24 protein-coding genes are annotated in these 21,879 nt (G+C 49.9%); 1 reads left to right on the top strand and 23 read right to left on the bottom strand.

Annotation, left to right across the window (positions count from 1 at the left end; translation table 11 throughout):
• Positions 1 to 3: 3 nt before the first annotated feature.
• The 22 genes from FH749_08945 to FH749_08840 form a co-directional block, all read right to left on the bottom strand.
• A complete protein-coding gene (locus FH749_08945) occupies positions 4 to 1,476 on the bottom strand; it encodes a monovalent cation/H+ antiporter subunit D family protein (protein MTI95601.1) in 1,473 nt (490 codons plus the stop codon).
• Entirely contained in the window at positions 1,473 to 1,835 is a 363-nt protein-coding gene (locus FH749_08940; protein MTI95600.1) for a cation:proton antiporter, read from the bottom strand. The genes FH749_08945 and FH749_08940 overlap by 4 nt, the downstream gene beginning before the upstream one ends.
• Complete coding sequence (locus FH749_08935; GenBank protein ID MTI95599.1) at positions 1,828 to 2,250, bottom strand: sodium:proton antiporter; 423 nt, start codon at positions 2,248 to 2,250, stop codon at positions 1,828 to 1,830. The genes FH749_08940 and FH749_08935 overlap by 8 nt, the downstream gene beginning before the upstream one ends.
• On the bottom strand, positions 2,243 to 2,560 hold the full coding sequence (locus FH749_08930; GenBank protein ID MTI95598.1) for a hypothetical protein: 318 nt from the start codon (positions 2,558 to 2,560) through the stop codon (positions 2,243 to 2,245). The genes FH749_08935 and FH749_08930 overlap by 8 nt, the downstream gene beginning before the upstream one ends.
• Positions 2,560 to 2,799 (bottom strand): DUF4040 domain-containing protein, encoded by a 240-nt coding sequence (locus FH749_08925; protein MTI95597.1) that lies wholly within the window; start codon positions 2,797 to 2,799, stop codon positions 2,560 to 2,562. Before FH749_08925 ends, FH749_08930 begins: the two co-directional genes overlap by 1 nt.
• The gene (locus FH749_08920; protein MTI95596.1) at positions 2,800 to 3,129 is read right to left on the bottom strand and encodes a monovalent cation/H(+) antiporter subunit G; all 330 of its coding nucleotides are present in this window, start codon (positions 3,127 to 3,129) and stop codon (positions 2,800 to 2,802) included.
• On the bottom strand, positions 3,126 to 3,389 hold the full coding sequence (locus FH749_08915) for a cation:proton antiporter (GenBank protein MTI95595.1): 264 nt from the start codon (positions 3,387 to 3,389) through the stop codon (positions 3,126 to 3,128). The genes FH749_08920 and FH749_08915 overlap by 4 nt, the downstream gene beginning before the upstream one ends.
• Positions 3,390 to 3,938, bottom strand: coding sequence for a cation transporter (locus FH749_08910; GenBank protein MTI95594.1), 549 nt, complete (start codon positions 3,936 to 3,938; stop codon positions 3,390 to 3,392).
• Positions 3,939 to 3,940: 2 nt separating this feature from the next.
• Positions 3,941 to 4,741: an RnfABCDGE type electron transport complex subunit B gene (locus tag FH749_08905; GenBank protein MTI95593.1), complete on the bottom strand. Its 801-nt coding sequence runs from the start codon at positions 4,739 to 4,741 to the stop codon at positions 3,941 to 3,943.
• Positions 4,742 to 4,761: 20 nt separating this feature from the next.
• The gene (locus tag FH749_08900; GenBank protein MTI95592.1) at positions 4,762 to 5,355 is read right to left on the bottom strand and encodes an RnfABCDGE type electron transport complex subunit A; all 594 of its coding nucleotides are present in this window, start codon (positions 5,353 to 5,355) and stop codon (positions 4,762 to 4,764) included.
• Positions 5,355 to 6,011: an electron transport complex subunit E gene (locus FH749_08895; protein ID MTI95591.1), complete on the bottom strand. Its 657-nt coding sequence runs from the start codon at positions 6,009 to 6,011 to the stop codon at positions 5,355 to 5,357. Before FH749_08895 ends, FH749_08900 begins: the two co-directional genes overlap by 1 nt.
• Before the next feature lie 12 nt (positions 6,012 to 6,023).
• Positions 6,024 to 7,688, bottom strand: a complete 1,665-nt coding sequence (locus FH749_08890) for an FMN-binding protein (GenBank protein ID MTI95590.1) — start codon at positions 7,686 to 7,688, stop codon at positions 6,024 to 6,026.
• On the bottom strand, positions 7,685 to 8,623 hold the full coding sequence (locus FH749_08885; protein ID MTI95589.1) for an RnfABCDGE type electron transport complex subunit D: 939 nt from the start codon (positions 8,621 to 8,623) through the stop codon (positions 7,685 to 7,687). The genes FH749_08890 and FH749_08885 overlap by 4 nt, the downstream gene beginning before the upstream one ends.
• Before the next feature lie 28 nt (positions 8,624 to 8,651).
• A complete protein-coding gene (rsxC, locus tag FH749_08880) occupies positions 8,652 to 9,929 on the bottom strand; it encodes an electron transport complex subunit RsxC (protein MTI95588.1) in 1,278 nt (425 codons plus the stop codon).
• 78 nt (positions 9,930 to 10,007) lie between these two features.
• On the bottom strand, positions 10,008 to 11,420 hold the full coding sequence (gene aspA / locus FH749_08875; protein ID MTI95587.1) for an aspartate ammonia-lyase: 1,413 nt from the start codon (positions 11,418 to 11,420) through the stop codon (positions 10,008 to 10,010).
• Positions 11,421 to 11,494: 74 nt separating this feature from the next.
• Positions 11,495 to 12,118 carry a redox-sensing transcriptional repressor Rex gene (locus tag FH749_08870; GenBank protein MTI95586.1) on the bottom strand — a complete coding sequence of 208 codons (624 nt, stop codon included), beginning with the start codon at positions 12,116 to 12,118 and terminating at the stop codon, positions 11,495 to 11,497.
• Positions 12,119 to 12,227: 109 nt separating this feature from the next.
• A complete protein-coding gene (locus FH749_08865) occupies positions 12,228 to 14,861 on the bottom strand; it encodes a formate dehydrogenase subunit alpha (protein MTI95585.1) in 2,634 nt (877 codons plus the stop codon).
• 11 nt (positions 14,862 to 14,872) lie between these two features.
• Positions 14,873 to 16,375 (bottom strand): NADH-quinone oxidoreductase subunit NuoF, encoded by a 1,503-nt coding sequence (nuoF, locus tag FH749_08860; GenBank protein ID MTI95584.1) that lies wholly within the window; start codon positions 16,373 to 16,375, stop codon positions 14,873 to 14,875.
• 2 nt (positions 16,376 to 16,377) lie between these two features.
• On the bottom strand, positions 16,378 to 16,746 hold the full coding sequence (locus FH749_08855) for a (2Fe-2S) ferredoxin domain-containing protein (GenBank protein ID MTI95583.1): 369 nt from the start codon (positions 16,744 to 16,746) through the stop codon (positions 16,378 to 16,380).
• A gap of 55 nt (positions 16,747 to 16,801) precedes the next feature.
• The gene (nuoE, locus tag FH749_08850; GenBank protein ID MTI95582.1) at positions 16,802 to 17,266 is read right to left on the bottom strand and encodes an NADH-quinone oxidoreductase subunit NuoE; all 465 of its coding nucleotides are present in this window, start codon (positions 17,264 to 17,266) and stop codon (positions 16,802 to 16,804) included.
• A gap of 233 nt (positions 17,267 to 17,499) precedes the next feature.
• A complete protein-coding gene (locus tag FH749_08845) occupies positions 17,500 to 18,216 on the bottom strand; it encodes a deacetylase (protein ID MTI95581.1) in 717 nt (238 codons plus the stop codon).
• Positions 18,213 to 18,950, bottom strand: coding sequence for a hypothetical protein (locus tag FH749_08840; protein ID MTI95580.1), 738 nt, complete (start codon positions 18,948 to 18,950; stop codon positions 18,213 to 18,215). Before FH749_08840 ends, FH749_08845 begins: the two co-directional genes overlap by 4 nt.
• 111 nt (positions 18,951 to 19,061) lie before the next feature.
• On the opposite strand from FH749_08840, the gene FH749_08835 reads away from it, so the two are divergent.
• Entirely contained in the window at positions 19,062 to 20,264 is a 1,203-nt protein-coding gene (locus FH749_08835; protein ID MTI95579.1) for a winged helix-turn-helix domain-containing protein, read from the top strand.
• A 26-nt stretch (positions 20,265 to 20,290) separates the two neighbouring features.
• Here FH749_08835 and FH749_08830 read toward each other — a convergent pair whose 3' ends face one another.
• On the bottom strand, positions 20,291 to 21,871 hold the full coding sequence (locus FH749_08830; GenBank protein MTI95578.1) for a tetratricopeptide repeat protein: 1,581 nt from the start codon (positions 21,869 to 21,871) through the stop codon (positions 20,291 to 20,293).
• Positions 21,872 to 21,879: the final 8 nt, after the last annotated feature.

Here is a 21,879-nt window from a genome sequence, read left to right as displayed (position 1 = left end):
CACTCAGTGCAGCCAGATAGCTGCTGCTTGTTCTGCCAGACGCACCAGTGAGCCGGGCAGGATGCCAAAATATAAATTTATCGCTGCTAAAATAACCAACGGCAGAAGCATCTTCCAGGGGAGCTGATCCATGGTGAACTTTCCAGATCCCCCGCCAAAAAACGCTCGCACGATAATCGGTAGATAATAAACGGAGTTTAGCAAACTGCTGATAATAATTACCAGCACAAAAAACGGTTGTCCCGCATCCAAAGCACCTAATGCAAGCCAAAGTTTGCTAAAAAAGCCGCTGGTGCCTGGAATGCCGACCATTGACAGCGCACCCACACCGAAGGCAGCCATCGTTAGTGGCATCTTATAACCGATTCCGTTCAAATCATCGATTTTCCGGATTCCGGTTTTGTATATAATTGCTCCGGCAGCGGTAAATAACAGGCTCTTCATCACAGCATGATTGAAAATGTGAAGCAGCCCGCCTGTGGCGCCCCGTGCACTAACCAGGGCTATGCCCATAAAAATGTAACCAACCTGTGCCACACTGGAGTACGCCAACATACGCTTGATGTCCGTCTGAGTTATCGCAAACAGCGAACCGAGGAAAATCCCCATGGTTGCCAATGTCAGGATTACCAACGGTATTGGAATTTGAACGAAGAGCTCGACGCCGAACATCTGGAACACAATCCTGCCAATAACGACAATAAAGACTTTGAGGACGACACCTGACAATAAGGCACTGGATGGCGTCGGTGCTGATGAATGCGCATCAGGCAGCCAGAGATGCAGCGGGAACAGCGCTGACTTAATTCCAAAGCCAACTACGAAGAGCGAAAGCGCAATCCTTACATTCCAGGTAAACGCTTCCGTGGCTTCCGGCAGCACCTGGGCAACGGCGCCGATGTTCAAGTGCCCTGTCACCATATAAATCAGGGCAATCCCCATCAAAATCATCCCCGAGCCCAAAGTGCTGAGAATCAAGTAATTTATTGCAGCCCGAAGACACACTCTTTTCGACTTGATAGCCACCATTGCGCAGGCAGTTAGGGTACCGATTTCTGTAAACACAAAGATATTGAAAAGGTCAAATGACATAACTAACCCGTTGAGGGCAGCCATCATTAAAAAATAGATAACATAGAACCAATTATGCATCCGTTCATCGATTTCCCGGTCTAAATCATCGACACTATAGACCGAAACCAAAAATCCGATGACAGCAATCGTCAACTGCAATAAAACCGTGATTTCATCGACAACAATCTCAATGCCCACCGGGCTCGCCCAATTGCCGGGAAAATACCGAAACGGACCGGCATCAAATACATGAAACGCGGTGGCCCCTACTATCAGCAAGCCTGCAGCACTGACGGCCACCCCGAAATAACGACTGGAAAACTTTTTTAACCGGCCCAATAGAGGCGTGATGAATGCCATCGCCAGATAGAACACAACCAGCATCAAAGGTAAGTGTATCATTCTTCCCCGTCCCTCAACCGCATAATTTCATCAGTATTAACGGTGCCATAGTATTCGTAAATCTTGATAACCATTGCCAGGGCAAAAGCCGTCAGACTGACGCCAACAACAATGCCGGTTAGAATCAAAGCCGATGGCAACGGATTTATATAGGCGGAAATTTGATCATCTATAATCGGTGCATTGCCGCCCCTGACATAACCCACCGAGATAAACAGCAAAAATACCGATGTTTCCATGATATTCATGCCGATAATTTTCTTTATCAGGTTGGAGTGGGTCAACATCGTATGGAAACCAATCAAAAATAGTAATATAGCGACAAAATAATGTAAATTAGCAAAAATAGTGCTAATCATGTTTCCCCTCCTCCAGGAGGTGATAAAACAAAGTGACAATTGTGCTGCAGACCTTGAGGCCAATGGCAATCGTCAATAAGGGTATAATTCCACCACTGACGAGGCTGCCGGCAGTTCCCTTGTCGAGAAAATTAGTGAGAAAATTGACTCCGGCCGCTAGCCCCAAAACACCGACAATGATGAAAATCAGACCGCCCAAGGACTCAAGCCACTTGGCAACCAAACGCGGCAAACGTTTAAAGCCCGCATCCACATCATAAGCCAGAGCATATAGGATAAAGCTCGAGGCAATTATTGCGCCGCCTGCAAAACCGCCACCCGGAGAAATGTGTCCATAGAAAACAATATACATGCCGTACAGCTGAATAAACGGCACAATCAGTTTAGCAACAGTCTGCAGGACAAGATCACCCATTTTTCTGCCCCCTTCCGGCACTTCTGTGGGCAAGCAGAACAGTTAAAACTGCGGCGATGCCCGCAAACAAAACCGAAGCCTCACCAAGCGTGTCGTAAGCCCGGTAATCGAGAATAATTGCCGAGATAACATTTTGAGCGCCGGTATCGGTAACTGTATTCTCCAACAGATATTGGGTTAGTTCGTTATAAGCCGGCCCCGGCTCACCGAATGTCGGCATTTCAGCTACCATGCTGAACATCAGCACAGCGATACAGACCAGGATTGCAGTGGCAAGAACTGAGCGAACGCTTTTCACTAGTAGACGCATTATTCATTCCTCCTGGTCTTGCTAATTACGACCAAAAGCAAAATCGTTGTGACTCCTGCCCCCATTGCAGCTTCGGTCAGGGCCAAGTCCGGCGCTTCCAGCTGTTGCCAAATAATCGCCATTACCAGAGAATAGGCGGCAAACATAATCACTGCGCTAAGTAAATCTCGGGTTCTAGCAACAACCACGGCGCAAACTACAAGGAAAATCAGCATCAAAGCATTAAGAATCTCCAGCATTTACCGATCCTCCTCGCCGTGGTAATTCCACTTGTAAGTCCCCTCCACATGAGGATACCGGTTGTTGTATGCAGCCCGGCCAATAACATGGGCCGCAGTTGCGTTGGTTATCCAGATAAGGATAATGATTGCAATTAACTTCAAAGCGTCGGTAACAGAACCCAGGCGCAGCGCCAAAGCCAATATTATCAGGCCACCGCCGAGAGTATCGCATTTTGTTGTTGCATGTGCGCGGGAATAGACATCTGGGAACCGCCACAAACCAAGTGCTCCGACGAAAAAGAAGAAAGCGCCGATTACCATCAATATTACAACCAAGATATCAATCATGATATATTACCCATTTCCAGATACTTGGCCACACTGACGGTCATCAGGAAACTGATTAATGCGTAAACAATTGCCACATCGAGGAAAAATACCTCGCCAAACACATAGGAGATAACTGCGATAATCGCTACCGTTTTAGTGCCAATGATGTTAATTGCCAGAATCCTGTCTATAGCGGTCGGTCCAACCACAGCCCTAGCAAGAGCGACAAAGATTAAGAGCATTAAGAAAACGCAAATGCCGATCATAAACTGAGTCATTTATAACCCCTCCTCAATCCGCCGCAGCAAATGAATTAATCGCCATTCAACAACGTCCCGGGCCGCAGCTAATGTCAGAGCATGCACAACAAATGTATCTCCCTCTACGGCGATTGTCAGAGTGCCGGGGGTCAGGGTGATGGAATTGGCGAGCAATGTCTTTGCCAAATCGGTTTTCAGCCCCGGATTAAATGTCACCAACCCCGGCTGCACAGGCAGCTTCGGGTCAAGAACAATCCGCGCCAGTTGGAGATTAGCCAATACAATCTGCCATAGAAGACTGAAACTATAAATTGCCAGCATTCCTACCTTGGCCGGTTTAATTTTCCTCTCCCGTGAAAACAAAGAATCCAGCAGGTCGCGGTTAATCAACACAACCGCGAAAGCTGTCAGCACCCCAAGCACTGCACCCAACAAACTGAAATTAGTTATAACAAGCCAAAACAGCATCAAGACTAAAAAGAAGATAAATTTATGGCCAAACAATATAAACCGCCCCTCCCGGATAAAGGCGACGGCGCCTGCCTGCGAAGACAGGCGCCATGCCATAATCACACACGAACTATGGAATTGGTCGGGCAGGCATCAATGCATGCTTCGCAATTGGTGCATTCATGATGGTCAATAACTGCCAGATTATCACGCATCGAAATTGCGTCCACAGGACAAGTCTTGACACATTTGGAACATGCAATACAGCCCACTTTGCAGACCTGCAGCACTGCTTTGCCTTTGTCCCGGGAGTTGCAGGCGATATCAACATAGGCGCCTGAGGGCTCCATGCGAATAACATCCTTGGGACAAATACTTTTACAACGATTACAGCCAGTGCATTTAAGTTCATCAAAGACAGGCAGGCCATCTTGCCCCGTGGAAATTGCGTCAAACGGACAAACCTCAATACAACTGCCCAATCCTAAACACCCATAAGGGCAAGCCTTGTCGCCACCATCGATCCGAGCAGCAGCGCGACAATCCTGGATGCCGTAATAGACCATTTTCGTCTTCGCCACTTCATCAGTTCCACGACAAGCCAGCTTGGCCACATATCGCTCGTCCTCATGGCCCACGGAAACATTCATAATCCTGCTGATTTCATCAGCAACTTTCTGGCGGCCAACAGGGCAGCCATTGACGGGCGCTTCTCCTGATGCGACAGCCTCAGCAAAGGCGCTGCATCCCGGATATCCGCAGGCACCGCAATTGACGCCTGGCAGTACCTCGAGAATGTCCTCAACCCGGGAATCCTGTTCCACACTAAAAACGATATTGGCAACAACCAAGACAATCCCGAAAAACAGCCCCAATCCTCCCAATCCCAGGATGGGAGCCAAAAGATCTAAAAAGCTCATTTAATTCACTCCCCTGCTACCTAGAGTACAAACCCGGAAAATGCCAGAGCGAGAATACCTGCAGAAATCAGAGCAATGGGAACACCGGCCAATGGTTTTGGCAGCTCCAGGTTATCCAGGTGCTCCCGGATTCCCGCAAGCATTACCAAAGCCAGTGTAAAGCCGACGCCGGCGCCCAGAGCATGGACGATGGATTGCAGCAAATTGTACGATCCGCTTGCCGGCACAAAGATGTCAGGACTGATGTTCAGGAGCGCCAAACCGAGAATTGCACAGTTTGTGGTTATCAGAGGCAGGAAAATACCCAGCGCCTTATAGAGGGTGGGACTGATCTTTTGTACTGCCAGCTCAACCAGCTGCACCAAGGATGCAATAACCAGGATGAAGGTGATTGTCTGCAGGTATCCGAGCCCAAGTAGATCCAAAAAGAATGCCTGCAGCAGCCAGGTTATCACCGAAGCCAAAGTCATAACAAAGATGACTGCCATACCCATGCCGACTGAAGTTTCTACCCGTTTGGAAACACCAAAGAACGGACAAATTCCTAAAAAACGGGAGAGCACAAAGTTGTTTACAAATATGGCTGCAAAGAAGAGCGCAAATAATTCAGCCATTAGTTGCCCCTCCTTTCGGTGGCGCCTTTGGCGCTAAAGTAGTTTATTATCGCCAACAACAGACCCAGCGAGATAAAGGCGCCGGGAGCAAGACTGAACACTGCGGCCATATCAACGCTTTCAACTGCCGGAGCGTTGAACAACCCGGCGACAAAGTTGCGAATCGGCAGAACAATGTCAACGCCAAAAATGGCGCCGGTACCAAAGAATTCACGCACGATTCCCAACACTCCAAGACTGAGGGTGAAGCCGGTCCCCATAACCACTGCGTCGACTACAGAGGCGCCGATACTCTTCTGTGAGGCAAAGGCCTCAGCACGCCCGAGAATCAAACAGTTAACTACAATCAGGGGGATGAAGAGCCCCAAGGCCTCAAAGAGTGGATAGAAAAATGCTTCCATAACCATGCCGACTATAGTCACAAAGGTGGCTATGATCACAATAAAACATGGTATCCGCACTTGTTTGGGAATGATGTTTTTCAACGAGGAAACGACAATGTTTGCCCCCAGCAAAACACTAAGGGTGGCCAGGCCCATGCCAAAACCGTTGACTGCAGATGTTGTTACCGCCAGCACCGGGCAAAGACCTAACAAGAGCCGGAACACAGGGTTTTCAAGAATAATACCGCGCTTAAATTCTTGAGCTAATTTCACGCCGTCCACCTCCTATTCACCGGCACTGCGCAACGCTGTTTCGACAGCATCAAGCAAACCGTTTACAGATATAGTTGCACCGCTAACGTTGTCAACATCCAGACTTTGAGCATTTATGATGCGTTCGATGGTTTGTTCAAAAGCGGGGCGAGCGATTTCCGGAGTATCCTGTTCTTCGGTTACCTCGATCTCGCTAATCTCGCCACCGGCAACCACCACCCGAACTTCAATTTCATCGTAAAACCCATCGGCCCTGCCGGTATATTCGCCGTCGGGAACGGCACTAATCTCAAGCTGTGGACCGCTCAGGAATGCTTCGCGAATTGCCTCAATAAAGCCTTCACAGCTAATTGTCGCTCCGCTGACAAAATCCACATCCAGAGCTTGTGACTCCAGGACCGCATCAATCATTTCGTCAAAAGCGGGATTGGCGATTTCTGGTGTATCGGAATGATCGACAATTTCTATACCGGTGATTTCACCAGCTTCCACTGTCACGGCAACCCGAATCTGACCACTGAAGCCTTCTGCCTCGCCAACATAAACGCCATCGCTAAGGTCGGGAACATGAATTATTACTGTTCCGCGGAGGGCGTTTTCAACAGCCAGCAGCAACGCTTCTGCTGAAATGGTGGCGCCGCTGACCAGGTCTACTTCCAGGGACTGTTCGTTGAGCATCCGCTCAATCACTTCCTCAAAAGCGGGCTCAGCGATATCTTCAGTGTCAGTATGGCTGAGAACGGTAATGTCGGTAATCTTGCCGCCGGCCACTGCAACTTCTACAGTCAGGTCGCCGCCGAATGATGACGCTGTGCCAATATAACGGCCGGAAGCAAGTGCTTCAATGTCTACGTCCTCAAGCTCCTCGCCGACAAACTCACTAAGAGCGTCGCGAACAGCGTTAATGATTCCGTTAGAACTTGCAGTGGAGCCAGAAACGATATCAACATCCAGCTGCTGCTCATCCACCATGCGGTCGGGGATAGCATCAAGAGCAGGTTCAACATAACCAGGTGTGTCGCTGTGACTGAGCACCACTACTTCAGCCAGTCTGCCGTCGGCAATTGTCACTTCAACAGTTATGTCGCCGCCAAAGCCGCGACCGGTACCTGTGTAAGTGCCATCGGGAATCTCACCGAAATCAATTTCGACAGGCGGCTCTAAAAGTCCAGCATACAGAGCAACATATTCCAGCGCGTTGCGAACACTGCCAATTACACCCTGGGCAGAGGCTGTCGCCCCGGAAATATTGTCCACATCGATACCGGTCTCAAAATCCTGTCCTTCAAACCGTTGCAGCCAGGAAGGATTTTCAATCTTGTCGCCAAGCCCCGGTGTTTCACTATGGGCGAAGATCTCTACGCCGGTGACAGCGCCTGCTGTATCAATCCCCACCAGGACATTGATGCCAGCGCTGCTGTAGCCTCCTCCGAGATACTGAACGACGTATCCCACATGGTCGCCACCTTTGTTGGCAAGCCACATGGTCAGTCTGTCTTCGATTTCTTCTTCAACAAATTCATCTGCGTCAATTACTTTGGCCAAGGTTTCCTGCAAACGGATTGCTGTGTTCTCTTCAATAATTGGCTCAGTCCAGGCATTGATGCCGGCCAGTAAGCCTGCGGCCACCGCCGCAATCAAAGTCAGAACCAGAATCATTCGGATACTTGCATTCACTTGCCCCTCACCTCCCCGAAGGTCTTGGGTACAGAGTAGCGATCAATCAGAGGCACCAGCGCGTTCATGAACAAGATGGCGTAGGTAACACCCTCTGGCGCGGATGCGAAAAGACGCACAAACATAGTAATAAGTCCACAACCCAAACCAAAGACAATCCTTCCGGTCTTGGTCACTGGTGTCGTCACCATATCTGTGGCCATAAACATTGCTGCAAACATGACTCCACCGGCAGTTATATGAAACAGAGGATCCTGTCCTGCTGCCAGGGAAAACACGGCCACAGTGCCCAGGTAAAAGCCGGGAATCCGCCAGTCGATATGGCCCTTGACGAATAGGTAGACACCACCAAGAAGTATCGCCAGCACTGAGGTCTCTCCGAGACTGCCGGCAATGTTCCCAGTAACTAAATCGGTTAGGCTGTCCGGAGCTCCGCCCAAGGGAGTAGCAGCGGTAACCATATCGGCATTAATCCGCGTAAACCAGTTACTGAATGGCAGCGGCGAATGCCACATAGTCATCAAACCAGCCCAAGACATAAAGACAAATGCCCGTCCTACCAAAGCAGGGTTAAAGATATTTTTACCTAAGCCGCCAAACACATGCTTGCCGAGGACTATTGCTACAGTGCTGGCGATAATCGCCAGCCACAATGGTGCGGCAGGCGGCACTATCAAGCCAACCAGCAAGCCGGTGACAGCGGCACTGCCATCGCCGATAATACTGGCAGGACGCAGATTACGATAAATAATCAGAGCTTCAACGATCATTGCGGACAGGGTAGACGCCAACAACACCCACACAGCAGCAATGCCAAAATATAGTACAGCAGCTACAGTCACGGGAATAAGTGCAATCACCACATCCCACATTACACTGTTGATTGACTTGGGGCCGAGAATGTGCGGCGACGGTCCTACTTTAAACTTTGTCATAACCTTCCCTCCGTTCTCCTCTACGGATTTACTTGCGACGCTTGATGTTTATTTCATGCTTAGCATTCTGAATGTACTGCACAATCGGAATCCGGGACGGACATACGTAGCTGCAGCACCCGCACTCGATACAATTAAACAGGTTAATATCTTCTGCAGTTTCATAACGCTTGCGCTTGCTGTATAAAGCAAGATAGTTGGGCAAAAGTTTCATTGGACAGGCATCGACACAGGAAGCGCAACGGATACAGGTGCGTTCTTCATAGATTCGCACCTCATCTTCAGTAAACGCGAGAATCCCGGAGGTTCCCTTGGTTACAGGGGCATTGAGATCCGATAAAGCCTTGCCCATCATTGGCCCGCCATTTACAACTTTAGCTGCTTCTTCCGATAATCCGCCACAGAAATCCAGTAAATCCTGGACGGGGGTTCCTAAGCGGACCAAGACATTTTGCGGTTCGGCCACACCGGCACCGGACACTGTAACAACCCGGTCAATCAATGGCTTTCCTTGACGCACTGCCTGGTGGACCGCTACCGCGGTGGCAATGTTGCTGACAACAATCCCCAAATCCAGCGGCAAACCGCCTACCGGCACTTCCTGACCAGTTAGAGTCTTGATAAGCTGTCTTTCACCGCCCTGGGGGTAAACAACCTCAACTCCGAAAACCTGGATATTATCGTCATTTGCCGAGAGTTCCTTGAGGGTTTCGATTGCGTCGGGTTTGTTTTCTTCAATTCCTATTAGCGTTTTAGACGCACCACAGGCCTCCATTAATAACTTCAGGCCATCAATGACAGCTTGTCCCTGTTCCACCATAACTCGATGGTCGGTGGTAAGAAATGGTTCACATTCAGCCCCGTTTAGAACCAATGTGTGAACTTCCTTGTCTTTAGGAGGCGAAAGCTTGACATGAGTTGGGAAGGTTGCACCTCCCAAACCGACAATGCCTGCTTCCCGAATAAGCTGACGCAATTCTTCAGGGCCTTGGTAACTTGCAGGGGAACCCTGAAACTCAGAGTTAGTCGCATCAGTTTCGATTTCAATTGCTTCACTATCTACACTGACTACCTTGCCGGCAACACTGGCGTGCACGGGAGCCGAAACAAACTTATCCGAATCGGCTATTAGCTGCCCTACCGTTACCTCATCGCCCTTTTGAACCTTCGGCTCGCAAGGAGCGCCCAAATGCTGTTGCAACAACAGCCGCACCTTTTTGGGCAGGGGCAAGGTTGCGATGGGTTTACCGGCAGTCAACTCTTTATTGTAATTTGGATGAATGCCGCCTGGAAATGCCTTCTTCAAATCTAAATCACCCCTTAAAATAGTATTGTATATGTGAAAACCACCACATTAGAGCGTAAAAAAGCCGGAGTCATTTTATTACTTGAGCAGATTTGCTCCGGCGATACCAGGTTTAGTCATCTCTTGCGGGTTGAGAATGATATCGAGTTCGTCTTCAGTCAAAATACCCCGCTCCAAGACTATTTCGCGCACCGGTCTGCCAGTTGTAATCGCTTCTTTGGCAACGGCAGATGCCGTCTCGTATCCGACGTGGGGGTTAATGGCGGTAATAATGCCGACACTGTTTTCAACCATCTTTCGACAACGCTGGACATTGGCGGTAATCCCCCGGACACAGCGGTCAGAAAAAACATTGACAACATTGCATAGGATATCCAAAGACTGCAAGAGATTAAAGGTCAGCACCGGCTCCATAACATTCAATTCCAGTTGTCCTGCTTCAGCAGCCATCGTAACCGTCATGTCATTGCCCATAACCTGGAAGGCAACCTGGTTCACAACCTCGGCCATGACTGGATTGACTTTTCCTGGCATAATTGACGACCCCGGCTGCATGGCAGGCAGGTTGATTTCATTTAAACCGCACCGTGGTCCCGATGCCAGCAGACGCAAGTCATTGGCCATCTTGGAAAGGTTAACGGCACAGACTTTCAGGGCGCCGGACACGGCAGCATAGACATCACAATTTTGGGTCGCGTCGACCATGTTTTTGGCTTTGGCCAACGGTAAACCCGTATTGAAGGCCAAAAGCTCAATAACTTTGTCGATGTACTCCACGTCTGCATTAAGGCCTGTCCCAATAGCTGTTGCGCCCATATTAATCTGCTCCAGGCCTTTGATAACCTGACTGATCCGAATAATATCCCGGTTCAGGGCGGTGGCATAGGCGCCAAACTCTTGTCCTAAGCGAATCGGCACCGCATCCTGGAGATGAGTCCGGCCCATCTTGATAATTCCGTCAAATTCCTGCTCTTTTTCCAGGAGCGCCTGACGCAGCTTGTGTAACGCATCAATCAGGTTTCCAGCAAGAACCAGCGAGGCGATTTTAATAGCTGTGGGGAAGACATCGTTTGTAGATTGGGCCATATTGACATGGGTGTTGGGCGATACCAAAAGATAATCTCCCCGCTTGCCCCCCAACAACTCGATGGCCCGGTTAGCGATTACCTCATTTGCGTTCATGTTATATGATGTTCCCGCGCCACCCTGAATCACGTCAACAACAAAGTGGTCATGAAATTGACCGTCGAGAATTTCAGTACAAGCTTTAATGATTGCGTCACCCAATTTAGGTGAAAGTCGGTTTACGTGAACATTGGCGGCGGCTGCAGCCATCTTAACATGCGCTAACGCAAAGATCATTTGTCGATGTGGTTTATATCCGGTAATCGGGAAATTATCAGCGGCCCTTGCTGTTTGGATACCATAATACACATCCTGAGGTACATCCCTGTCTCCCAGCAAGTCCCGCTCACGCCTGTACGGTGTCACTGCGGTTCCTCCTCATAGTGCATGCTCAAACCATAACTATAATTTCGTCGGCTGGCAAACAAACTCCTGCCAAACTACAAATAATAGGCTAGCGCCTGCAGCTCGGTGGTTACGTCAGAATTTTGAATCCGAACGCTTTCTGGAGCCTGCAGTAATACCGGTGCGAAGTTTAGAATTGCTTTGATTCCGGAGGCCACTAATACGTCGCACACTGATTGGGCAGCAGTGCCAGGAACTGCAATAATTGCCAGACGGACATCGTTATCCTGAATAAACCCAGACAACTCTTCCATCGGGCGCACTTCCAACGAGCCGTGAACCTGGCCAACCTTTGACGGATGGCCATCAAACAAACCAATAATTTTGGTGGTGGTTTGCTGATAGCGGTTATAGCGACAAAGGGCCGCACCTAGATTACCAACACCAACCAGAACGATGGGTATCTCCTTGTCCAAGCCCAGGATGCCAGCGAGCTTTTCCGCCAACTCATTGACCCGGTATCCCATTCCCTTGACACCAAAATCACCGAATATTGAAAGGTCTTTACGAATCTGCGCGGGATTCAGGTTCAAATCATGGCCCATCTGCTGTGAGGATACAGTATCAACATCATAGCTGTGCAATTGCTGCAGATAACGCAGATAGACGGGTAGGCGGCGAATTACCACATCAGGTATCCGCTGCAGTTTACCTGTCATACATTTCCCTCCTTGTGAAAAGTGCAATCTGTAACAATTTTAACATGATGCATCGACCATAGCAACAAAAGAAACAGGCGGTTATTGTAACCGCCTGAAATTAAAAATTTTACAATTTTTCAATTCGAACAGCTGCGACTTTTAGTTCGGGTGTTTTGGCAGTTTTATCCACAGCAGGATTGGTTAGCACATTTGCTGCAGACTCACGGAAATGGAAGGTCATAAACACTAAGTTTTCGCTTACCCGCTGAGACACTTTCACAGCTGCCTCTACTGAGCCTCGGCGGGAACTGATTTTTACCAATTCTCCATCTTCTACGTTCAGTTTTGCCGCAGTCTGGGGGTGAATCTCCACAAGCTCCATGGGACGGTGCTCGCTCAAGGCACTAGTGTTTCTTGTCATTGTTCCGGTATGGTAATGGTAGAGAATCCGGCCAGTGGTGAGAATAAAGGGATATTCAGCATCTGGCTGTTCCTTTGAACCAACGTGGGCAACGACCGAAAATTGTCCTTTGCCCCGGGCTGGTCCGTTGGCGTGTAGAATTGGTGTCCCGGAATGGTCAGAATCCAGGCATGGCCAGGAAATTCCGCCTGCAGACAAACGTTCATAATTGAGACCGGCATATGCCGAATTAACCGCGCCGATTTCCGCAAACACTTGTTCAGCGGTTTGGTACTGCCAATCGGCCCCCAGCCGACGCGCTATCTCAGTAACAATCTGCCAGTCGGGACGACTTCCGCCAACCGGTGATATCGCTTTTCTCACCAATTGCACCCGGCGTTCGGTATTGGTAAAGGTGCCGTTTTTTTCCGCAAAACTTACAGCAGGCAGTACAACATCAGCCAGTTCGGCAGTCTCGGTGAGGAAAATATCTTGAACCACCAGGAAATCCAGGTTTTGCAAACTTTCTTTTACATGATTGGCATCAGGGTCACTGAGGGCTGGGTTTTCCCCCACAATGTACATAGCTTTGATGCTGCCTGCATTCGCAGCAGTAAACATCTCACCTACCGTCTTGCCGGGATTCCCCTGAACCGGCTTATAGCCAGGAAGCACATTGGGTAAAGCGCCCATGTCGCAAGCACCCTGTACGTTATTCTGTCCTCGCAAGGGATTGATACCTGTTCCGGGTTTTCCAAGATTACCAGTGGCCATGGCCAGGTTGGCTATTGCCCGGACATTATCGGTACCATTGGTATGCTGAGTGATCCCCATGGTGTAGAAAATTGCTGCGGTTTCGGCAGCGCCATACAATCTTGCAGCGGCCCGAATGTCGTCAGCGTTTACCCCTGCAATTTCTGCCACATATTCTGGTGTATAGGCCTGGACATTTTCCTTAACAGCCACAAAGCTCTCGGTATGCTGGTCGATATATTCTTTGTCCAGCAAATCTTCTTCGACAATTACGTGGAGAAGCGCGTTCAACACAGCCACATCAGTACCCGGCTTAATTTGCAAATGCACATCTGCAAGTTCTGCAATTTCGGTGCGCCTGGGATCAACCACAACCAGTTTGCCACCCTCACGAAGATTACGTTTAATCTTGGCGCCGATAACCGGATGGGCTTCAGTGGTATTTGACCCTAAAATCATAATCGTATCTGCCCCAACAGCATCTTTGATACTATTGGTCATCGCCCCGCTGCCCAGCACTGTGGCCAGACCGGCCACGGTGGGAGCGTGTCAGAGCCGGGCACAATGGTCAATATTGTTTGTGCCCAACACCTCCCGGGTAAACTTTTGCATAAGGTAATTTTCTTCATTGGTGCACCGGGCGGAACTGAGCACAGCAACTGCATCAGCTCCATGGTCACTGACGGTGTCACCAAGCTTCGCCGCAACCAAATCCAGGGCCTCATCCCAGGAAGCAGGTTCCAAGCGCCCATTCTTCTTAACCAGCGGAGTTTGCAAGCGTTTATTGCTGTGAATGAAATCCCAGCCAAACCGACCTTTGACACAAAGATGTCCTTTGTTCACAGGAGCGTCAAAGGCAGGCGCCACACCCACAACTTTGTCATCCTTAACTTCCAGATACAGCCCGCAGCCCACGCCACAGTACGAACAGGTTGTCAGCACACGCTGCTTTTCCCAGGCCCGCCCCAGACCCTTGCCGACCCTTGGACTGAGGGCGCCTGTGGGACACAGATCCACGCAGTGACCACAGAAGGTACAGCCGCCACCCTCCAGCTCTTCATTAAATGGCGCAGCTATCGTAGACGAAAATCCGCGACGGGCAAAGTCAATGGCGTTATTTCCCTGAACTTCGGCACAGGCCCGAACACAAAGACCACAGAGGATACACTTTCGGTAGTCCCGCTCCAGAAAGGGATTACAAGCATGAACATCCCTGTCGCTGGTTTCACCAGTTAAACTGGACTCAGTGACATTGTAGCGATAACAATAATCCTGAAGCTTGCAGGCGCCGGCAGACTCGCAAGTCAAACAATCTAAAGGATGGTTGGCCAGCATCAAGTCGAGAATATCCCGCCTTGCCCGCACAACCGATTCCGATTCGGTATTTACTTTCATGCCGTCGGCAACAGGCTGCACACAAGATGCAGGTAGATTCCGCATCCCTTCTATCTCCACCACGCACATTCGGCAGGCCCCGGCCCCGGTGAGGTTTGCATGATGACAGAGGGTTGGCACATCTACACCTGCCTGGCGAGCCGCCTCCAGCACAGTGGTCCCCGGGGCCACTTTCACGACAGTATCGTTAATCTGAAGTTTGATTTCGCTCAAGTTATTCACCCCTAACCTTTGCTGATGGCGCTAAACTTACAAGCCTCAAAACATGCGCCGCACTGGATACAAATTTCTTGATCGATGAGGTGCACTTCCTTCACATTGCCGGAAATTGCGTCAACTGGACACACCTTTTTACACAGCGTACATCCTTTACAGTTATCTTCGATATAATAACTCAAAAGGTTCGTACACGCACCGGCTGGACATTTTCTATCTTTAATATGAGCGTCATATTCATGACGGAAATAACGCAGGGTGCTGAGCACCGGGTTAGGCGCAGTCTGGCCCAATCCGCATAGTGATGTCTGTTTAATCGTATTGCCTAAGGATTCCAGGACATCGATATCCTCAGGCTGTCCTTCACCTTCGGTAATCCGGGTAAGGATTTCCAGCATACGTTTAGTGCCTTCACGACAGGGTGTGCACTTACCGCAGGACTCACTCTGGGTGAAATTAAGGAAAAAACGGGCCAAATCCACCATGCAGGTCTCGCTGTCCATGACCACCAAACCGCCTGACCCCATCATCGCCCCCGCCTCCAGCAGCGAATCATAATCTACAGGCAAGTCCAGGAGTTCGCTGGGAATACAGCCCCCTGATGGTCCGCCGATTTGGACAGCCTTAAACTCTTTCCCGGAAGAAATACCGCCGCCAATCTCGAAAATTATTTCCTGCAGCTTTATGCCCATGGGGACTTCTACAAGGCCTGTATTTTTGATTTTTCCGGTTAGCGCAAAGACCTTGGTCCCCTTGCTTTTCTCAGTACCGATGCTGGCAAACCATTCACCGCCCTGCAGCAAAATCTGAGGCACATTGGCGAAAGTCTCGACATTGTTGATATTGGAAGGCTTGTCCCACAGGCCGCGCTGGGCTGGAAACGGCGGCCGGGGTCGGGGCATGCCACGGTGCCCTTCAATTGAGGCCATCAACGCGGTCTCCTCTCCGCAGACAAACGCCCCTGCCCCTTCCTTAATTTGCAACTTGAAATCGAAGCCACTACTAAAAATATCTTCGCCCAGCAAACCCAAAGCTTCCGCTTGTTCGATAGCAATCCGCAAACGCTTGATGGCCAACGGGTATTCAGCCCGCACGTAAATATAGCCTTCGTCGGCGCCCATTGCATAACCGGCAATGATCATCCCCTCTATCAAAGCATGGGGATCTCCTTCTAGGATGCTACGATCCATAAACGCGCCGGGGTCGCCTTCATCGGCGTTGCAGATAACAAATTTCTTTGCTCCCGGGCTTTGTTTGGCAAACTTCCATTTTAGCCCGGTAGGGAATCCACCGCCACCCCTGCCCCGTAAGCCGGAAGTGACAACTTCCTCGATAACTGCATCAGGGTCCATGGAAGTCAGGACTTTGCCCAGGGCCTCATAGCCCTGACGCCAGATATACTCTTCTATCCGCTCTGGATTAATACGTCCACAATTACGCAGGGCTATCCGCTTTTGCTTGCTGTAAAAATCCAGCTCTTTATACTTGGGAACAAACTGTTTTTCCACCATTCTCAATCCTCCCTGGTCAGGCGGGCAATTGCTGCGTCATAAACTATCTGCCCGTTGGCAATGTGGTCGGCAATAATCTTGCGTGCCAAATCCGGCGTAACCTGGCCGTAGGTAATACGTTCTTCAGGGACAAGCTGGATATCCAGCAGGGGTTCATATTCGCACATGCCAATACAGCCTGTCTCAATAATATTGACCTGGAGGCCATGCTCTGCAACGGCGTCTTTAACGGCTGCAAGCACATTCCTGGCCCCGGCCGCAATCCCGCAGGTTCCCATTCCGATAATAACATTTACCTGCTCAAGTTTCTCAGGCTCATGAATCTTTTGCTGTTGTTCACGGATTTTCTTCAAATCAGCCAGCGATTTTATCCGTTCCAAAATTTTTCCCTCCCAGCCTAAATCTTGTTGACTTTATCACTTTGTGCTACTCATACTGTTTGAGCAGTTCAGGAATTTTGTCTGTGGTCAGACGACCGTGGGTGTCATCATTGACCATCAGCACCGGTGCAAGACCACAAGCGCCAATGCATGCCACTGGTTCTATGGTATAACGTAAATCCTCTGTAGTCTCGCCGGCACCAACACCCAGTTCAGTTTGAATTTTATCCAGGATTTTGGCGGCGCCACGCACATGACATGCGGTCCCCAGACAAACACGAATAATATTCCGCCCCCGGGGATTAAGATGAAACTGAGCATAAAAGGTGGCGACACCGTATACCTGACTGAGGGGAAGCTTTAACCCATCTGCAACACGGCGCATGGCGTCTTTAGGTAAGTAACCATAAAGTTCTTGTGCTTTCTGCAAGACAGGAATCAATGCTCCCTTCCTGCCTGCATAGTCGGAAATAATCTGCTCTAGCTGATGTTCACATTTGCAAGTTCCCATTTTTTCTGGCCCTCCCTGTGCAAACTACGTCTTTTTGACGCAAAAATTGGTTGGAAACAGAACAACAATTAAAAATAACATGACCCTCTTAATTTCGTCACCAGCTGTCTAAAACCCTTCCTGCGCAACTTGAATAACCCAGATACGGCGCCTTACCCGGGCACTTAGTGAATTATTTCACTTAACTCCACTCCATTATACAACCCGTTTAGCCAATTGACAACCTATTTTGGTTATTTTTTATGTTGCCGCCCTTCATGATCGATGTAATAGTTATTTTTGTATATTAACTCTGAAATAGGGACAACATGATAGTCTCTCTCAGAGAAGTAGTCCAACAATAGTGGCAACGCCTGGGCAATGTATTTGGCATTATTGTGGAATAAGATAATTGAGCCGGGACCGGCCTGGGCTTGCACCCGCTGGACAATATCTTCCACTCCCCTTTCCTTCCAATCCAGCGAATCAACGTCCCATTGAATGGTGTAATAACCCAAGTCCTCCATTGTCTCAAGCAGTTGATCACTGTAGTGGCCAAAGGGCGGTCGAAACAAACATGGTTCAAAGCCTGTTGTTTCATAAATTGTCTTGTGGGTGGACATTATTTCTTCCTTAATCTGAGTTGGACTCAAATTACCCATCTCGGGATGGGTGGCCGAATGATTACCGATCTCGTGACCACGGTTTACAATCATTTGTGCCATCTCCGGGTAATCTTCCACCCAGAACTGAACAACGAAAAAAGTAGTCTTTATCCCGTACTCATCGAGAGTGTCCAGAATCTGCTCTGTATACTCGATTCCCCAGGCAGCATCAAAGGAGATTGCCAACTTGTTATCTTCACGGGCAACTGAATAGATTGGCAGTTTCTTGTCGGTAGTTACCGGCTCAGTCCCAGGCCGGCAACCTGCAAGGAGAATTATCAACAGAACAATAAGTAACTTTCTCATTTTACCCACCCCTCTATTTCAGCGAGCATTTCGGTGGCACGGCCGTAATCTGCCCCGTGTTTCTTTACTATTCCAGCCAGTAAATTGCGGGCGGGCTTGAAATCTTTCATAAAATAATATCCCGCCCCCCGTAAATATATCCATTCGTCGGACGTTCGTTTATCGACCCGCAATTGCCGTGCTGAGCGCAATGCCAAAAGCAGTTTTTTCCCTGCTTCCAGGCGGTATAAAGCCTGCACTTTTAGAGCCAGCCAGCGAATGTCTGGGCGCGCCGGGCACATCTGCAAAACAGCTTGATAATCGCCCTTCCCCATCCAAGCCACCGCCAGCCAATAATCACGCTCCTCGCTGTCCGGCAGCCGCTCCAGCCAGGAGATGGCCGATAACCAATATTCGCCAGACAGTGCGGCCCCTACATACTGCCAAATAATTATCGGGTCATCGGTGCCTTCCTCTGGAGCAGCTCCCCGGGCCGCCATCTGCAGCAATCGCTGTTTGGATAATTGTCGCCGCCACTGCCCCCGGGCCGAGGCAAACAGACTCCAGGCAAGCGTCAGGGCCAGCACAAGTCCCGCGAATAGAATGTAGTCCCATACCCAGAGTCCTGCAGCCGTTATGATCATCAGCCCACGGTAGCGATTGCCCAGCAAAGCAGGTCTAAAGCCGTTGAATTTCCGTGGCGTATAACTCACTTTCATTACCCCGCCCCGAAAGCTGCATTCGCCTTTGAACATAACCAGCACACCCCCTTTTAACCATATTCCCGGAAACTAAAAAAAATGAACCGTTGACCATGAACATCTGTTCGGGTATGATGGCGATATCAGCAGCAAAGGAGTCGGGAGATGAAAGCTTACAGTATCAGCACCAGCCAGGCAAAACGACTTATGTTGGCCTGGCAGCAATTACTGCCCCCCCGTTCATACAAAGGGAAGCAAGCAATCTTAGACTATCTGACCCGGGTCGGATGCATTCAATACGACCCAATCAATGTTGCCGGCTTTAATCATAACTTGGTCTTACAGGCAAGAATCAAGGATTATCAGCCCCCGTTGCTCCGCCAATTATTGTACAAAGACCGAAAATTAGTGGATCACTGGGACAAAAACATGTCCATTTATCCTGCTGCAGACTGGCCATATTTTGCCCGGCAGCGAGCGCGCCTGGGCACACAAATTCGCTCACATTCACAAATCCAAGCGGTGTTACCGAAAATTCGCCAAGAGCTGTCCAGCCGGGGCCCCCTTTCTTCCCGGGATCTGGACTTCGGTGCTACGGTGGACTGGTACTGGGCACCCGCCCGTTTGGCCAGAGCAGCCTTGGAGAGTGCCTACTTCCAGGGCGAGCTGCTTGTCCACCATAAAAGCCATACCCGCAAATATTATGATTTCGCCCATAAACACCTGCCTGCGGACATCGTAACAGCCCCAGACCCCCATCCCGACGACGCAGACTATCACGACTGGTATGTTCTCCGGCGCATCGGCAGCGTCGGATTGCTGTGGAACCGGGGCAGCGACGCCTGGCTGGGCATGCGGATAACAGCCCAGGAACGAAACGCCGCCTTCGCCCGGCTGCGTTCCAAAAAGGAGATTCTGCCCGTTTCTGTTCCCGGTATCAAACACGAACTGTACACAAAAAAAGAAGCTTTAGAGCTTCTGGACTACCGTTGCGACACCACCCCCCAGGCGGCTATTATTGCACCCCTAGACAATTTACTTTGGGACCGCAATCTTGTTAAAGCGCTCTTCGGGTTTAGTTATCGCTGGGAAGTTTATAAACCTGCCGCCCAACGCGAATACGGTTATTACGTGCTGCCAGTGCTTTATGGTGACCGGTTTATCGCCCGCTTTGAGCCGACCCGCGACAAAAAAACCGGCGCGTTGATTATCAAAAACTGGTGGTGGGAGGACGGAATAACACCGAACCCTGAAATTGAATCTGCCCTCGTCGACTGCTTTGACAATTTTATTCGGTTCCTCGCTGCCCCGCACCTGGAAAACCAGAGCGTCACCCCCCTCAATTGGGTTGGGCAGGCCATAAGCTAACCCGCGAGCCTCTCGCGGGTTAGTCTTTATATATCCGCCATGCACTCGGCAAGCCGTTTCAGCACGTGACGCAATGATGTTGAGTTCAGCTCGTGCTTACGGGCAAGACCGGCAACATCGGTGTGTTCCCCCCGCACAAAGTTAAGCAAGGCGACTTTCCACAGCTCCGGATTGCGAATAACCGGCTGATGCAATCTGCAAAACCGCTGCCATACAAGGTAGATTTGATACCAATGGTTGAAACTGTAATTTTCCGCCACTGCAGCTTCCAGGGCCAGTTCCAGAACCCGATTCCGGCTGCCGTCCAGCTTATCGGGACGCAGTTCTTTGCGCCATAGCGGAATTTCCTGTTCAGCAAGAGCGCAGAAAATTCCCTTCCGACAAAGAAACTGAACATCCGGCTGATAAATAAACGCCGCCAATTTAGTCAATAAAGGGGGTTCATTGAGCTTCAGGAACACCTCAGTAATCCTGGCCTGGGTGCTGAGGTTGCCGCTCTTGGCAATCCAGAGCAAATGTGGCCATAAACTGCGATTGCGTTTGAGTGCTGCCACCACGGCTGGCGTCAGCTCTTCGGCTTCCAACGCCTTGGACAACAGGCGATTGGGAATCCGTAAATGATATGGAAGCGGCTTCCGCCCCCGCAGCACTCGGTTTCGGTATGCCCGGGCATAAGGATTGTCCGGAAACTGTGATTGAAGCTGATCCAACAGCTCCACAGCCAGCTTGCTCCGCCCGGAATTATGAGCCGAAACAGCCAGAAGCAAAGACAATTCAAAGCTCTTTACCCCCTGGTCGATCATCGCGGAAAAAATATTGTATGCCCGCTGGTCTTTCCCCAACAGACCGTAAGTAGTGCCCAGTTTCAGCAGGTCATCAGGGTCATCACTGTACAGATTATTCAAAACCCGTAGTTGACGCCGGACAGCCAATTCGTCGTTGGCGGCGTGGCAGAAGATTGCCAGGTTGCAGTTGGCATAAATATTATCCGGCTCTATCGCCAATGCTGCAATTGTCTCGGAGATTGCCTTCTGTAAGTCGCCGAGGTAAAACCAGGCCAGGGCAAGGTTGTTCCTTGGCACCGCCAACTCCGGCTCTATCTTGCTAGCCTTAAAAAAACAATCAACCGCGCCGGAGATGTCGCCTTGACTGACCAACTCAATGCCTTGATGGCATAAGTGGTCAATCTTATCCCTCTGGGCATCTGTCAATTGGGGCGTCTCTAAACGAAGGTAATCGATAATCTCCTCGGCTTGCTGACTGTACTCGCCATCTGGCTCCCGATCAAGATACTCTTTCAAGAAACGATGGGCCTCCCGGTATTGGTGCATCTGGCCGTGGTTCATCGCCAACCAAAAAAGCGACTCATTAAAATCGGAGTCCATATCAGCCAGAATTTTTTTGAAGATCCGGCTGGATTCCCGGTATTTTCCCAACTCGCTCAGCAAGCAAGCGACATTAAAATGGTTAATCGGGTTTTCCGGGTCCACAGCCAACGCCCGTTGGTAGTAGCTGAGGGCCTTATCCATATTGTTCTTATAGTAAAAATGTGTTCCCAGGCGATAGTAAATCCTGGAACCGGTGCTGAAACTAATTACTTTGTCCAACCGTCTCA

It is taken from the genome of Bacillota bacterium (assembly GCA_009711825.1).
In the GTDB taxonomy this organism is placed as follows: Bacteria; Bacillota; Proteinivoracia; order UBA4975; family VEMY01; genus VEMY01.
This window is presented reverse-complemented; position numbering and strand designations above follow the sequence as displayed.

Excerpts from the sequence above, each read along its gene's own strand:
- FH749_08885 (MTI95589.1), bottom strand. The coding sequence starts at position 8,623 with ATGACAAAGTTTAAAGTAGGACCGTCGCCGCACATTCTCGGCCCCAAG.
- FH749_08910 (MTI95594.1), bottom strand. The coding sequence starts at position 3,938 with ATGGCATGGCGCCTGTCTTCGCAGGCAGGCGCCGTCGCCTTTATCCGG.
- FH749_08900 (MTI95592.1), bottom strand. The coding sequence starts at position 5,355 with ATGGCTGAATTATTTGCGCTCTTCTTTGCAGCCATATTTGTAAACAAC.
- FH749_08925 (MTI95597.1), bottom strand. The coding sequence starts at position 2,799 with ATGCTGGAGATTCTTAATGCTTTGATGCTGATTTTCCTTGTAGTTTGC.
- FH749_08920 (MTI95596.1), bottom strand. The coding sequence starts at position 3,129 with ATGATTGATATCTTGGTTGTAATATTGATGGTAATCGGCGCTTTCTTC.
- FH749_08835 (MTI95579.1), top strand. The coding sequence starts at position 19,062 with ATGAAAGCTTACAGTATCAGCACCAGCCAGGCAAAACGACTTATGTTG.
- FH749_08870 (MTI95586.1), bottom strand. The coding sequence starts at position 12,118 with ATGACAGGTAAACTGCAGCGGATACCTGATGTGGTAATTCGCCGCCTA.
- FH749_08930 (MTI95598.1), bottom strand. The coding sequence starts at position 2,560 with ATGCGTCTACTAGTGAAAAGCGTTCGCTCAGTTCTTGCCACTGCAATC.
- FH749_08940 (MTI95600.1), bottom strand. The coding sequence starts at position 1,835 with ATGATTAGCACTATTTTTGCTAATTTACATTATTTTGTCGCTATATTA.
- FH749_08845 (MTI95581.1), bottom strand. The coding sequence starts at position 18,216 with ATGAGAAAGTTACTTATTGTTCTGTTGATAATTCTCCTTGCAGGTTGC.
- nuoE (MTI95582.1), bottom strand. The coding sequence starts at position 17,266 with ATGGGAACTTGCAAATGTGAACATCAGCTAGAGCAGATTATTTCCGAC.
- nuoF (MTI95584.1), bottom strand. The coding sequence starts at position 16,375 with ATGGTGGAAAAACAGTTTGTTCCCAAGTATAAAGAGCTGGATTTTTAC.
- FH749_08915 (MTI95595.1), bottom strand. The coding sequence starts at position 3,389 with ATGACTCAGTTTATGATCGGCATTTGCGTTTTCTTAATGCTCTTAATC.
- FH749_08935 (MTI95599.1), bottom strand. The coding sequence starts at position 2,250 with ATGGGTGATCTTGTCCTGCAGACTGTTGCTAAACTGATTGTGCCGTTT.
- FH749_08840 (MTI95580.1), bottom strand. The coding sequence starts at position 18,950 with ATGTTCAAAGGCGAATGCAGCTTTCGGGGCGGGGTAATGAAAGTGAGT.
- FH749_08945 (MTI95601.1), bottom strand. The coding sequence starts at position 1,476 with ATGATACACTTACCTTTGATGCTGGTTGTGTTCTATCTGGCGATGGCA.
- FH749_08905 (MTI95593.1), bottom strand. The coding sequence starts at position 4,741 with ATGAGCTTTTTAGATCTTTTGGCTCCCATCCTGGGATTGGGAGGATTG.